Raw genomic sequence first — 12,994 nt, 5'->3', positions numbered from 1 at the left:
GGTCCTGACCGCATGCTAAAATTCGCGGTCCGTCTTCGATATCTGGGAAAGCGAGCGAGCAATGTCCGGCCATTCCAAGTGGCACACGATCAAGCACAAGAAGGGCGCCGCCGACGCCAAGCGCGGCAAGGTGTTCACGCGGATCATCAAGGAGCTGACCGTCGCGGCCCGCAACGGCGGCGGCGACCCGGATACCAATCCGCGGCTTCGCACCGTGATCGCGGACGCGAAACAGGTCAACATGCCCGCCGACAACATCAAGCGCGCGATCCGCCGCGGCACGGGTGAGGAGGAGGGCGTCAGCTACGACGAGGTGACCTACGAAGGCTACGGTCCCGGCGGCGTGGCGCTCATCGTCGAGGCGCTCACCGACAACAAGAACCGCACCGTCAGCGAGATCCGGCACATCTTCGGCAAGTACGGCGGGAACCTCGGCGAGTCGAACAGTGTGGCCTGGATGTTCGAGAAGAAGGGGCACATCGTCGTCGACAAGTCCAAGGCGAGCGAGGATGCGCTGATGAACGTCGTTCTCGACGCCGGCGCCGACGACATGCGAGACGACGGCGAGGCCTGGGAGATCATCAGCGCGCCGGAGGCGCACGGGGCGGTGCTCGAGGCGGTGAAGAAGCTCGGCATCGAGCCCGACACGAGCGAGATCGCCATGCTGCCGCAGAACTACATCAAGCTCGAAGGCAAGCCGGCCCAGCAGATGATCAAGCTGATGGAGATGCTCGAGGAGCACGACGACACGAAGAACGTGTGGTCGAACGTCGATCTCGACGAGAAGGAAATCGAGGCCTCCCTGGCGTGAGGATCTTCGGGATCGATCCGGGATCCGTCCGCACCGGCTACGGCTGCGTGGAGTCGGACGGCACCCGGCATCGGCTCGTCGCCTGCGGTGCGGTGTCGCCGCCGCTCGCGTCGACGCTTCCCGAACGGCTGCGCGTGATCCACGACGGCCTTCGCGAACTGCTGCGCGCGCACGCGCCGGATTGCGTGGCCATCGAAACGCTCTTTCACGCCCGCAACGTGCGCAGCGCGCTCGTCCTCGGCCAGGCTCGCGGCGTCGCCGTGCTCGCGGTGATCGAGGCCGGCCTCCGGCCGTACGAGTACGCGCCCGCTGAAATCAAGGTCGCGGTGACCGGCTACGGCCGCGCGGAGAAGACGCAGATGCAGCAGATGGTCAAGCTGCTGCTCGGTCTGGAGGTACCTCCCGCGCCGCACGATGCCGCCGATGCGCTCGCCGTCGCGCTCTGCCACGCGCAGTCGGCCGGCTCGGCGCATGCCACGCCGGCGCGCGTGCCGCGCCATCTCCGGAGCTGGCGGCACGCCCAGTTGCCGGCCGGCGCCCGACGACAGGCGCCGTGATCGCGCATCTGTCCGGCACGCTGCTCGAGAAACAGGTCCCTCGACTGGTGGTGGACGTCGGTGGCGTGGGCTACGAGGTCCTCGTGCCGCTCTCGACGTTCTACGCCGTCGGCGATCGCGGCGAGCGGGTCGCGCTCGGCGTCTACACGCGGGTGACCGACGAGGCCATTCAACTGTACGGTTTCCACACGGCGTTGGAACGCACGCTGTTCGAGCGGCTGATCGGCGTGAACGGCGTCGGGCCGAAGCTGGCGCTCGCCGTGCTGTCCGGGATCGAGCCTGCCGAGCTCGTGCGCGCGGTGCGCCACGGCGACGTGGCGCGTCTCACGCGGACGCCGGGGATCGGCCGCAAGACGGCGGAGCGGCTCGTGCTCGAGCTGAAGGATCGGCTGCCGGCCGCCGTGGACGAGGCGGCCGACGCGCCACGGCGGGCGGGCGGCGACGAGGTCAGGGACGACATCCTCTCGGCGCTCGTCAACCTCGGCTACCAGCGCCACGCGGTCGAGAAGACGGTCGACACCGTCATCGGCCGCAGCGAGGCGCGCGCGTTCGAACCGCTCCTGCGCGAGACGCTGCGGGAGCTCGCGCGCTGATCATGACGGCCGACGCCCGGCTCACGACCGCATCCCGCGTGGACGACGACGCCCAGTACGAGACCGGGCTCCGTCCGCGGACGCTCGACGACTACATCGGGCAGGAACGCGTGCGCGCCAACCTGCAGGTCTCGATCGCCGCCGCGAAGCAGCGTCACGAAGCGCTCGATCACGTCCTGCTGTACGGCCCGCCCGGTCTCGGCAAGACCACGCTCGCGTACGTCATCGGCAACGAGCTCGGCGTGCCGGTGCGATCGACGTCCGGGCCCGTGCTCGAGCGGCCGGGCGACCTCGCGGCGATTCTCACGAACCTGCAGGCGCGCGACGTGCTCTTCATCGACGAAGTGCACCGGATGAGCGCGGCCATCGAGGAGATCCTCTATCCGGCGATGGAGGACTTCGAGCTGGACATCATGATCGGGCAGGGCCCTGGCGCCCGCTCGGTCAAGGTGCCGCTGCAGCCGTTCACGCTCGTCGGCGCGACGACGCGCGCCGGCCTGCTCACGTCCCCGTTGCGCGCGCGGTTCGGCATCGTGCATCGGCTCGATTTCTACGAGGAGTCGGACGTCACGACGATCCTCACGCGGTCGGCCCGGATCCTGGGTGTCGCGATCGCGTCCGAGGCGGCCGCCGAGATCGCCCGCCGGTCGCGCGGCACGCCGCGCATCGCGAACCGCTTGCTGCGCCGCGTGCGCGACTTCGCGGAAGTGCGGGCCGACGGGCGGATTACCGCGGCCGTCTGTCTCGACGCGCTGCGGCTGCTCGAGGTCGACGCGCACGGGTTCGACGAGGCGGATCGGCGGCTGCTCCGCACGATCATCGACAAGTTCTCGGGCGGGCCGGTCGGCCTCAACAGCCTCGCCGCGGCGATCGGCGAAGAGAAGGACGCCATCGAGGACATCTACGAGCCGTATCTGATCCAGATCGGCTTCCTGGATCGCACGCCGCGCGGGCGGGTCGCCACCGCGCGCGCGTACGAGTACTTCGGGCTGATCGCGCCCGGGAAGGACAACCGGCTGTGGTGAAGACCGTGCGGCGCGTGAAGATCTCGGGGCTGGGTACCTACGTCCCTCCGCGCGTCCTGACGAACGACGACCTCGAGAAGATGGTCGAGACGACGAACGAGTGGATCGTCCAGCGCACCGGAATCCGCGAGCGGCACATCGTCGAGCCTGGCGTCGGCACGTCGGAGATCGCGGAGCCGGCGGCGGTTGCGGCGATCCGCGACGCCGGGCTCACGCCCGCCGACATCGGCTTCATCGTCGTCGGCACGACGACGCCCGATACGATGTTCCCGAGCACGGCGTGCCTCCTGCAGGCGAAGCTCGCGGCGCCGCACGCCTGGGGGTTCGATCTCGGCGCCGCCTGCTCCGGCTTCACGTACTCGCTGAGCGTCGGCTGGACGATGGTCGCGACCGGCGCCGTCGAGCACGCGCTCGTCGTCGGCGCCGACGTGATGTCGAGCATCATCGACTACACCGATCGGGCCACGTGCATCCTGTTCGGCGACGGCGCCGGCGCCGTCGTGCTGTCGCCGGCGGCCGCCGACGAGCCCGCCATCATCGACTTCGTGCACGAGATCGACGGCAAGGGCGGCGAGGTGCTGTGCATGCCGGCCGGCGGCAGCCGGCGGCCCGCGTCGCACGAGACGGTGGAGCAGCGGCTCCACTACGTGAAGCAGGACGGTCAGGCCGTCTTCCGGTTCGCCGTCAAGAAGAGCCAGGAGATGGCGCTCAAGATGCTCGAGCGCAACAACCTGACCGGCGCCGACATCGACCTCTACGTCTCGCATCAGGCCAACCGGCGCATCATCGAGGGCACCGCGGAGCGCCTCGGCCTGCCGCCCGAGAAGATCGTGATCAACCTCGATCGGTTCGGCAACACGACGGCCGCGACGATCCCCCTCGCGCTCGCCGACGCGCGCTGTCAGGGGCGGCTGAAGAAAGGCGATCTCGTGCTGCTCGGATCGGTCGGCGCCGGGTTCACGGCAGGATCGGTGCTGCTGCGGTGGAGCCTGTAGAGCGGCTCCCGCCGACCGGTGGCAGCCCGTCGTGGGGCCAAGGCACGAAGGGCCCGTTGACCGGTCAGTTCCTCGCGTTGCGCGTGAGGCCCACTCGGGCGCGCGGTGAGCGCTGGCTGCTCTGCGAGCAAGCGCCCGATGGCACCGACCGGAAGTACTACTTGCTCAATCTCGATGCCGACGCCACGCTGCAAGACCTCGTCACGCTCGCCCGCAGCCGGTGGCCGATTGAACAGCAGTATCGCGAACTAAAAGATGACCTCGGCTTCGACCACTTCGAAGGCCGGCGCTATCGTGGGTGGACGCATCATGCGGTCCTCGTCGCCGTGGCCCACACCTTCCTGCAGACCGAACGCCTCCGCACGCCCGACCTCGACGCCCCCACGCTACCGACCGTCCGCTTGTGGATCCGCGAAATCTTCGGCTTGCTCTACGTGATTCACACGCCCCGGCTCCTCGCGATGCTCGATAGCTTTCGGCAGACTCCCCCACCCTTACGAAGGTGACAAAGTAGTGGCAATCGGAGCGACCGGACGGAGGTGCTCAATGCGCACCTCTTCGAATCGATCGCCGAACTCCGCACGCTCACGACCGCGTGGCTGCGGATCTACAACCAGGAGCGGCCGCACGACAGCCTCGGCCGGGTGCTGCCCCTGACCTTTTTGCCGAGGCCCACGGCAGCCAGTCAGTCTCCTTGGGAGCTGTCGGCTGGACGAGGAAGCTCACGGAAGCAACACCATAGACGGGCGCTCGCGCTCCGCTCGAGGTTCATTGACGCGACGTGCCGGTTCAATCCTGGCGCAGTGCGTGGGCCGGGGCGATCGCTGCCGCGCGCCGCGCTGGTAGCCAGCACGCGGCAGCCCCGACGATGGTCAGGATCGACGCGACGACGGCAATCGTCACTGGGTCGTGAGCCGCCACACCGAAGAACATACTGCCGATGATCCGTCCGACCCAGAGGGCGGCGAATACACCGAGCACGAGTCCACCAATGACCGGTGACATGCCCTGAAGCAGCACCTGCCGTAGGATGGTGGATTGTTGAGCACCGAGCGCCATCCGGAGTCCGATCTCGCGCGTGCGGCACGCCACCGAATATTCGGTCGCGCCATACACACCGAGGCAGGCGAGCACCAGCGTCGCGGCGGCGAAGATGCCGGCGAGCAGCGTGTTGAATTGCCGCGTCGCGACCGACGCTCGCGCGACGTCTTCCATGGTCCGCAGGTCCGCCAGGGGAAGCGCTGCGTCGAGTTCCCGGACGGCGCGACGGAGCGAGCCAGCCAGCGCGGCAGGATCGTGCGGCGTGCGGAGCACGTACGTTGCGTTCCCCCACACATTGCCCTGGTGCAGGACTCCGTCCCAATAGGGCACGTAGACCATGAGGGGCGGCGCCTCCTCGAGCCCCACGGTGCGCACGTCGGCAACGACGCCAACGACATCGACCCATCGCGGATCCGTGCCGTTGCCGCTGTCTGCTCGAATGCGCTTGCCCACCGGACTCTCGCCGGGCCACGCTCGTGCGGCCGCGCTTGCGGAGACCACCGCCACGGGGCGCCCGTGATCGTCATCCGACATCACGCGTCCCTCGCGCACGCCGATGCCCATCGTCTCGAAATAGCGAGGGCTCACGAACCGGAAGTGGGCCAACGGATGTTCGAGCAGCGGCCGCGCATCTCCTTCTTTTCTGATCACGGTTCGCCAGCTTTGCGCTTTCAATGGGAGTGAGCTGACGAGGCCGGCCGATGTGACGCCCGGCAGCGTATTCAGGGCGTCGAGCATCCGGTGATGAAACTGTTCGCGGTCGTCACTGCCCGGATACCGTGCGGCTGGCAACGTGATGTCTGCCGTGAGCACCTGGTTCACGTCGAAGCCGCGATCGACGTTCATGACGCTGAGGAAGCTCATGCCGAGCAGGGCTGCCACGATCACCAGAACGGTAGTCAGTGTGACTTCGGCGGCCACCAGCCCTTCCCGCATCCGGCGAGCGCCTCGTGTTTCCGTGGTACGTTGCGAGACTTCCCTGAGCACCGCGATCGATGTCGCTCGGCTCAGCCGGATCGCGGGCCAGAGGCCGCAGATGACGCCGCACGCCAGGGAAATGCCGGCGGCGAACATCAGTGCCGGTGCGTTGACGGCAATCTCATCCAGCCGCGGGACGTCCGTTGGCGCCATGTTCACGAACAACCGCACGCCAACGAACGCGAGCGCCGCGCCGCTGATGCCGCCAATGGCCGCGACGGCGCCGCTTATCGACATCGTTTCGACGAAGAGACTCAGGCTTCGTGCGCCGAGCGCCCGACGAATGACCGCGTCGCGCGTGCGGCGGGACGCTCTGATGACCATCATGTGACCGAGATTCGCGCACACGATCAGCAGCAGCGCACCGACACCACCAAATAGCAGCCACAAGGCATCGCGAGACGCGCCGGTCATGCGCTCGTGAAGGGGACTGAGGAGCGCCCGAAGCTCCGTCTTCATCTTCACGCCCGCGTCCGCGACGGCCGCCGTCATCTCCGCTTGCGCGCGCTCGGGCGTGGCGCCAGGGCGCAGCCGCATCACGCCCGCGAAGTTGAAGCCTCCGACATCCGACAGATTGGCCCACCGCAGACGAAGCGGCCGGAACACCTCGGTGCGGTCGGGCAATGCCATGACCGAGTGGAGCTGTCGGCCGACGGGGAACCGGAAGTTCGGGGCCAGGACGCCGACGACGACATGGGCCTGGTCGTTGAGCTGAATCGTCCGGCCGACGATGCTTGGATCCGCAGCAAAGCGGCGGCGCCACAGCGCGTCGGTCATTACCACGTGCGCGGGACTTCCTGGCACGTCATCGTCTTCGACGAACGTCCGCCCCAGTTGCGGGCGCACGCCGAGAAGCTGGAACAACTGCCACGTCGTTTCCACGCCCTCGAGACGCTCGGGCTCGCCGTCTCCGGTGAGGTCGAATGAGCTGCTGAGAATCAGCGCGCCTGACTCGCACGACGCGCATTGCCGCTGCCATCGGTTGAAGTGCGCCGCGTTGACCGGCAGGCTGGGATACTCCTTCGCAAACTGGGATGCGAACTCGGCGATCGCATAGAGACGTCCCGGTTCTGCGTATCGGAGCGGCTTGAGAAGCACGCCATAGACGATCGCGAACGCTGTGGTCAGTGCGCCGATACCGATGGCCAACGTGACGATGGCAAAGTCCGCGAACCGCTTTTCTCGGCTGAGGAGGCGGAGCGCAGGCGCCATGAGCGACATCAGAAAGGCCGAAACGGAGAAGGATGTTGTTGACACAGGCGCTTAGACGAGGGCGTCGGGGCAGGCGTTGCTCACCGTGCCAAATCGTGTCACCGATAGCGCCGATGTCCCGACGAGAGATCGTCGAACGACACCAGTCCTCGTTTCAGCGCCTGGCCGACGGCCAGGGGACTCGTGGGGCGTACGGCTTAGGTCTTACGGCTTGCGCCTCACGCCCTACGCTTCACGGCTTGGGCCTTGCCGCTTACGCCTCAGGCCATGAGTCGTAAGCCGTAAGCCCTAGGCCCCAATTATTAAGCCGTAAGCTTCTGTAACACGACCAGGCTGCCGGCCGGCACGGCGAGCGTTCGTTGATCGCCAATCGGCTGCGCCGGCCGCGTGGGCTCGGCCGTGTCGAGCACGAGGATCCAGGAGCCGGCAGCGTCCGCGGCCGGCAGCTCGAACGCGAGGTCGGCGTCACTCGCGTTGAACAGCACGAGCAGCGTGGCGCCGACGATGGGCTCGCCGCGCGCCGTGCGCTGCGGGATCGTGCGGCCGTCGAGCAGCATCCCGAGCGCGCGCCGATCGCCGGCGGCCCAGTCGGCCGGCGTCATCTCGCCGCCTTCCGGCCGGAGCCAGCGCACGTCCGCGGCGGCGTGACCCGCGCCGTTCAGGAACGTGCTGCGCCGGAACACCGGATGCGACATCCGGAACGTGACGAGCCGGCGCACGAACGCCAGGAAGTCGCGGTCGCGATCCTGGAGACGCCACGGCGTCCAGCTCAACGGCGAGTCGTGGCAGTACGCGTTGTTGTTGCCCTGCTGCGATCGCCCGACCTCGTCGCCGCCCGAGATCATCGGCACCCCGATCGAGACGATCAGCGTCGTCATCAGATTGCGCCGGTGCCGATCCCGCTGCTCGAGCACGGTCGCGTCGTCGGTGGGGCCTTCGACACCGCAGTTCCAACTGAAGTTGTTCGTCTCGCCGTCGCGGTTCCCCTCGCCGTTCGCGTCGTTGTGCTTCTCGCGATACGAGACGAGATCGGCCAGCGTGAACCCGTCGTGGGCGATGACGTAGTTGATGCTCGCGGTGGGGCCGCGCCGGGCGGTGCCGAACAGATCGCTGCTGCCCGAAAGGCGATACGCGAGCTTCGACAGCATGCCGGCATCGCCGCGCCAGAAGCGCCGGACGTCGTCTCGGAAGTAGGCGTTCCATTCCGACCAGCCCGCGGGGAACTGGCCGAGCCGGAATCCGCCGGGCCCGACATCCCACGGCTCGGCGATGAGCTTGACGCCGGCGAGCATCGGATCCTGGGCGATCGCCTGGAGCAGCGGCGCGCGAGGCGTGAACTCGGGCGAGTCGCGCGCCAGCACGGTGGTGAGGTCGAACCGGAACCCGTCGACGTGCATCTCCGTGACCCAGAACCGGAGACTGTCCATCACGAGCTGCAGCCCCCGCGGATGCCGCAGGTCGAGCGTATTGCCGCAGCCGGTGAAGTCTTCGTAGCGCGACGGCCGGCCGGGATCGAGGCGGTAGTAGCTGCGGTTGTCGATGCCGCGCCACGAGAGCGTCGGGCCGAGATGCCCGCCTTCCGCCGTGTGGTTGTAGACCACGTCGAGGATGACCTCGAGGCCGGCCTCGTGCAGCGCCCGCACCATCATCTTGAACTCGCGCGTGCGCGTCGCGGAGGACGTGGCGAAGCGCGCATCGGGCACGAAGAAGGAGAGCGTGTTGTAGCCCCAGTAGTTCGTTCGGGCCGTCTCGGCGATTTCCCACTCGTCGGCGTGAGCGTGGACCGGGAGCAGCTCGACCGCCGTCACGCCGAGCCCGAGCAGGTGCTCGATGAACGGAGGGCACGCCAGCCCAAGGAACGTTCCGCGCAGCGCGGGCGGAATCGATTCGTGGCGCGCCGTGGCGCCCTTCACGTGCGCCTCGTAGATGACCGTATCGGACCACGGGCGCACCGGCCGGCGATCGCCCAGCCAGTCGAACGGCTCGTGGCCGGAGACCACGGCGAGCGTGGCGAACGGGGCGCTGTCCGACATGTCGGGCGGGCCGTCGCCGTCGGTGCCGCGCTCGAAGCCGAAGAGCGCCGTGTCCCAGTCGAGCTCCCGGCCGAACGCCCGCGCGTACGGATCGAGGACGAGCTTGGCCGGATTGAATCGGTGGCCGAGCGCCGGATCCCAGGGGCCGTGGACGCGGTAGCCGTACAACTGGCCGGGACGCACGTCGGGCAGGTACGCGTGCCACACGCCGTTCGTCCGTTCCGCGAACGGTACCCGCCGCTGTTCGACGCGCGCGCCGGGCCGATCGAACAGGCACAGTTCCACCTTCGTCGCGTGGTCGGAGAACAACGCGAAGTTGGTTCCGTTGCCGTCGAAGGTTGCACCGAGGGGAGCAGGGGAGCCCGGCCAGACGCGCACGCGCAGATCTTACGCCAGCGTTCGCCATCGCCCTGGCCTCCCGCATCACGACGAGCCGCGGTAAGGTGAGGGGACCGTGCCGATCGCGCCGGACCACACGATGCGACTGCTGCGCCGCTGGGCCGTGCTGCTCGACGCGCGCTTCCGGATTCCCGGCACGAACATCCGGTTCGGGTTGGATCCGCTGCTCTCGCTGGTGCCGGGCCTCGGCGATCTGGCGAGCCCCGTGTTCGCGCTCGCCGTCATCTCCCACGGCCTCCTGCTCGGCGTTCCGAAGATCGTCGTCGCCCGCATGCTCGTCAACGCGCTGATCGACGCGGCGATTGGCGCGGTGCCGGTCGCCGGCAACGTCGCCGACCTGTTCTGGCGCGCGAACACGGCGAATCTCGCGCTGCTCGAACGGTTCGCGCACCCGGGCCGGCGCCCGACGCGTGGCGACTACGCGTTCGTCTTCACGATCGCCGGCCTGTTCGGCGTCATCGTGTTCGGCGTGATGCTGGCCGCGATCTGGATGGCGCTCTCGCTCTGGCGCCTGCTCGAGGGACGGCTGCCGTAGCGCCGGCGCGTGGTCTAGAATCCAGGAGCCATCCGGTGTCGCCGCTCTCGGTTTCCGCTTTCGACTTCGACCTGCCTCCGGAACTCATCGCGCAGCATCCAAGCGAACGCGGAGCGTCGCGCCTGCTGGTCGTCCATCGCGACGCCGGTTGCTGGGAGGAGGCGACCATCCGGGAGCTGCCGAGCAGGCTTCGCCGCAACGATCTGCTCGTGGCGAACGACACCCGCGTGTTCCCGGCACGGCTGCTCGGGCGTCGCGATCCGAGCGGCGGGGCGGTCGAGTGTCTGCTGCTCGAGCAGACCGCGGAGCGCGAGTGGCAGGCGCTCGTGCACCCCGGCCAGAAGCTGAAGCCTGGCGCGCGCCTGGTGTTCGACGATCCGACGCGCGCGCCCGGCGTGCGCCTCACGGGCGAGGTGCTCGAGCGGCACTTCTTCGGCCGGCGCACGATCCGCCTCGACGTGGCCGGTGCCGATAGCGTCGACGAGGCGATCGACGCGCTGGGACACGTGCCGCTGCCGCCCTACATCCATCGGCCGGACAGCGCGGAGGATCGCGAGCGCTATCAGACCGTGTTCGCCGTTCGCCGCGGGTCGATCGCGGCGCCCACCGCGGGACTGCACTTCGACGAGGCGCTCCTCCAGTCGCTTCGCGACGCCGGGATCGGATGGGCCACGGTGACGCTGCACGTCGGGTACGGCACCTTCAAGCCCGTCCGCGTCGAACAGGTCGAGGCGCACCGCGTCGACGCGGAGCGCTATGCCATCTCGTCGGCCGCCGCGCGGGCGATCGCCGATGCCCGCGCAGCCGGCGGCCGCGTGATCGCGGTCGGCACGACCACGACGCGGGCGCTGGAAAGCGCGGCGACGGCCCCGGCCAACGATGTGCCGGCCGGCTCTGGCGTGACCGACCTCTTCATCCACCCCGGCTACCGGTTCCGCGCCATCGACGGGCTGCTGACCAATTTCCACCTGCCACGCTCGTCGCTCCTGATGCTCGTCGCTGCGTTTGGCGGCGTCGACCTCATCATGGCCGCCTATCGCCACGCGGTCTCGCGCGGATTCCGGTTCTACAGCTACGGCGATGCCATGCTCGTGCTCTGAGAAGACCGGCTCACGACTTGGAGCCCATGGCTTACGCCTTGCGGCTCATGGCCAAGGCTCGAGCCTCGCGGTTCACGCCTACGGGGGAGAAAGCCCGGGGGGCGGGTCCCCCGGGAGGAGAGGTGGTGCCGGTGCAGGGACTTGAACCCCGGACACTGCGGATATGAGCCGCATGCTCTAACCAGCTGAGCTACACCGGCAGATTCTGTCAATCGTAGTCAAGTTCCAGACAAGACGCCAGCCGGAAGCCGCGAATGGCTCACCGCCTGTGTCTTGGCCGTAAGCCCAAGCCGTAAGCCCGCTAGACTACGACCTTGTCTCCCTTGCTGCGGCGCGTCAGGCGGACGATCCGGGCCCGCGCCCTCATCGGCTCCGGCGACCGCGTGGCGGTCGCCGTCTCCGGCGGAGCCGACTCGGTGGCGCTGGCGTGGGCGCTGAGCGACCTCGCGGCAAAGGCCGCGTGGTCGCTGGTTGGACTCCTCCACGTTCATCACGGGCTCCGGCCAGGCGACGCCGACGCGGACGAGCAGTTCGTGCGCGGGCTGGCGGCGCAACTGGGTCTCTCATGCCATGCGATCCGGTCGGACGTCCGGTCGAGAGCCGACGCCGGGCGGTTGTCCGTGGAAGCGGCGGCGCGGCTCGTCAGATACGAGGCGCTCGACGCGGGCGCGAGGGCGCTCGGCGCGACGCTCGTCGCCACCGGCCACACGCGGGACGACCAGGCCGAAACGGTCCTGCTGCGGCTCTTGCGCGGCGCCGGCAGCCGCGGCGTCTCGGCCGTCCGGCCCAGGCGGGGCCCGTACGTCCGGCCCTTGATCGACTGCCGCAGGGCGGACGTCCTCGCCGACCTCGAGGCTCGAGGCGCGGCGTGGCGCGAGGATCGCACGAACGAGGACGTGTCGATTCCGCGCAACTATCTCCGCCATCAGGTGCTGCCCGTCATCGTGCGAGAGTGGCCCGGCGCCGTCGCCGCCCTGGCCCGCTTCGCCGAGATCGCGGATGACGATGAGCAGTTCCTGACGCGTACGGCGGCGGAGCTGACCCCTGCGGTGACGCTTTCTTCGCCGGCTGGTGTCCAAGTACTCGACGTGCGAGGTCTGCGCGAGCTTCCGCCTGCGCTGGCCCGCCGGATCGTGCGGCAGGCGATCGAGCGGGCAGACGGCTCCGCGTCGTTTCGAGACATCGAAGCCGTCCGCCGGCTCGCCGGATCGGGTCGGCTGGCGGGACACCTCGACTTGTCCGGCCTGACGGTCGAGCGGACTGGCCCGGCGTTGCGGTTCACCGGGGCAGGCCACGAGCGACCGGTCCGCATCGCGTTCGCGTACGAGCTGCCGATTCCAGGAAGGGTGCAGATCGGTGAAACCGGAGCGGTGGTTCAGGCGTCCTTCGAACAGGACGCCTCCTCATTCCGCACGTTCGGCGACGGCGAGACCCGGGCTGTCGTCCAGGCCAGCGCGTTGTCTCTCCCGCTGACGGTGCGAAACCGCCGCTTCGGGGATCGATTTCGCCCGTTCGGCGCGCCCGGGCGCCGCAAGTTGCAGGACGTGTTCGTCGACCGCAAAGTCCCACGGACAGAGCGGGATCGCGTGCCGCTCGTCGCCGACGCCGCGGGCCGCATCGTGTGGGTCGCGGGCGTGGGAATCGCGGAGGAGTGCCGCGTGACCTCGCCCGGATCAGGCGTGGTAATCTTGGATTTCAAGAAGGGCAACCAGTGA

General features: G+C 68.8%; 11 protein-coding genes and 1 tRNA gene. 9 read left to right on the top strand and 3 right to left on the bottom strand.

The features are described from left to right. The first annotated feature begins 61 nt into the window (after positions 1-61). From IT184_18845 to IT184_18820, 6 genes are read left to right on the top strand one after another with little or no spacing between them, the layout of a single operon-like run. On the top strand, positions 62-811 hold the full coding sequence (locus IT184_18845; GenBank protein MCC7010877.1) for a YebC/PmpR family DNA-binding transcriptional regulator: 750 nt from the start codon (positions 62-64) through the stop codon (positions 809-811). Beyond that, on the top strand, positions 808-1,368 hold the full coding sequence (gene ruvC / locus IT184_18840; protein ID MCC7010876.1) for a crossover junction endodeoxyribonuclease RuvC: 561 nt from the start codon (positions 808-810) through the stop codon (positions 1,366-1,368). Before IT184_18845 ends, ruvC begins: the two co-directional genes overlap by 4 nt. Continuing rightward, positions 1,365-1,961 carry a Holliday junction branch migration protein RuvA gene (gene ruvA / locus IT184_18835; GenBank protein MCC7010875.1) on the top strand — a complete coding sequence of 199 codons (597 nt, stop codon included), beginning with the start codon at positions 1,365-1,367 and terminating at the stop codon, positions 1,959-1,961. Before ruvC ends, ruvA begins: the two co-directional genes overlap by 4 nt. A 2-nt stretch (positions 1,962-1,963) precedes the next feature. Continuing rightward, positions 1,964-2,986: a Holliday junction branch migration DNA helicase RuvB gene (gene ruvB, locus IT184_18830; GenBank protein MCC7010874.1), complete on the top strand. Its 1,023-nt coding sequence runs from the start codon at positions 1,964-1,966 to the stop codon at positions 2,984-2,986. Further along, entirely contained in the window at positions 2,983-3,981 is a 999-nt protein-coding gene (locus IT184_18825; protein ID MCC7010873.1) for a ketoacyl-ACP synthase III, read from the top strand. Before ruvB ends, IT184_18825 begins: the two co-directional genes overlap by 4 nt. A 56-nt stretch (positions 3,982-4,037) precedes the next feature. After that, the gene (locus IT184_18820) at positions 4,038-4,487 is read left to right on the top strand and encodes a transposase (GenBank protein ID MCC7010872.1); all 450 of its coding nucleotides are present in this window, start codon (positions 4,038-4,040) and stop codon (positions 4,485-4,487) included. Between the two features lie 283 nt (positions 4,488-4,770). Here IT184_18820 and IT184_18815 read toward each other — a convergent pair whose 3' ends face one another. Together IT184_18815 and glgX are read right to left on the bottom strand one after the other, a co-directional pair. Beyond that, positions 4,771-7,212: an ABC transporter permease gene (locus tag IT184_18815; GenBank protein ID MCC7010871.1), complete on the bottom strand. Its 2,442-nt coding sequence runs from the start codon at positions 7,210-7,212 to the stop codon at positions 4,771-4,773. Between the two features lie 302 nt (positions 7,213-7,514). Continuing rightward, positions 7,515-9,623, bottom strand: coding sequence for a glycogen debranching protein GlgX (gene glgX, locus IT184_18810; GenBank protein MCC7010870.1), 2,109 nt, complete (start codon positions 9,621-9,623; stop codon positions 7,515-7,517). 100 nt (positions 9,624-9,723) lie between these two features. Here glgX and IT184_18805 point away from each other — a divergent pair, with 100 nt between their 5' ends. After that, positions 9,724-10,179, top strand: a complete 456-nt coding sequence (locus IT184_18805; protein MCC7010869.1) for a DUF4112 domain-containing protein — start codon at positions 9,724-9,726, stop codon at positions 10,177-10,179. 35 nt (positions 10,180-10,214) lie between these two features. Further along, complete coding sequence (queA, locus tag IT184_18800) at positions 10,215-11,279, top strand: tRNA preQ1(34) S-adenosylmethionine ribosyltransferase-isomerase QueA (GenBank protein MCC7010868.1); 1,065 nt, start codon at positions 10,215-10,217, stop codon at positions 11,277-11,279. Positions 11,280-11,402: 123 nt separating this feature from the next. Here queA and IT184_18795 read toward each other — a convergent pair. Further along, positions 11,403-11,479 (bottom strand) — tRNA-Met (locus IT184_18795). A 114-nt stretch (positions 11,480-11,593) separates the two neighbouring features. Here IT184_18795 and tilS point away from each other — a divergent pair. Then, positions 11,594-12,994, top strand: a complete 1,401-nt coding sequence (tilS, locus tag IT184_18790; protein ID MCC7010867.1) for a tRNA lysidine(34) synthetase TilS — start codon at positions 11,594-11,596, stop codon at positions 12,992-12,994.

The sequence above is a fragment of the Acidobacteriota bacterium genome (genome assembly GCA_020853395.1).
Taxonomy (GTDB): domain Bacteria; phylum Acidobacteriota; class Vicinamibacteria; order Vicinamibacterales; family SCN-69-37; genus JADYYY01.
The sequence above is the reverse complement of the archived record's forward strand: the minus strand, read 5'-3'. Positions and strand labels throughout refer to the sequence as shown.

Coding starts and splice junctions, on each gene's coding strand:
- ruvB (MCC7010874.1), top strand. CDS start 1,964: ATGACGGCCGACGCCCGGCTCACGACCGCATCCCGCGTGGACGACGAC.
- IT184_18815 (MCC7010871.1), bottom strand. CDS start 7,212: ATGGCGCCTGCGCTCCGCCTCCTCAGCCGAGAAAAGCGGTTCGCGGAC.
- IT184_18845 (MCC7010877.1), top strand. CDS start 62: ATGTCCGGCCATTCCAAGTGGCACACGATCAAGCACAAGAAGGGCGCC.
- IT184_18805 (MCC7010869.1), top strand. CDS start 9,724: ATGCGACTGCTGCGCCGCTGGGCCGTGCTGCTCGACGCGCGCTTCCGG.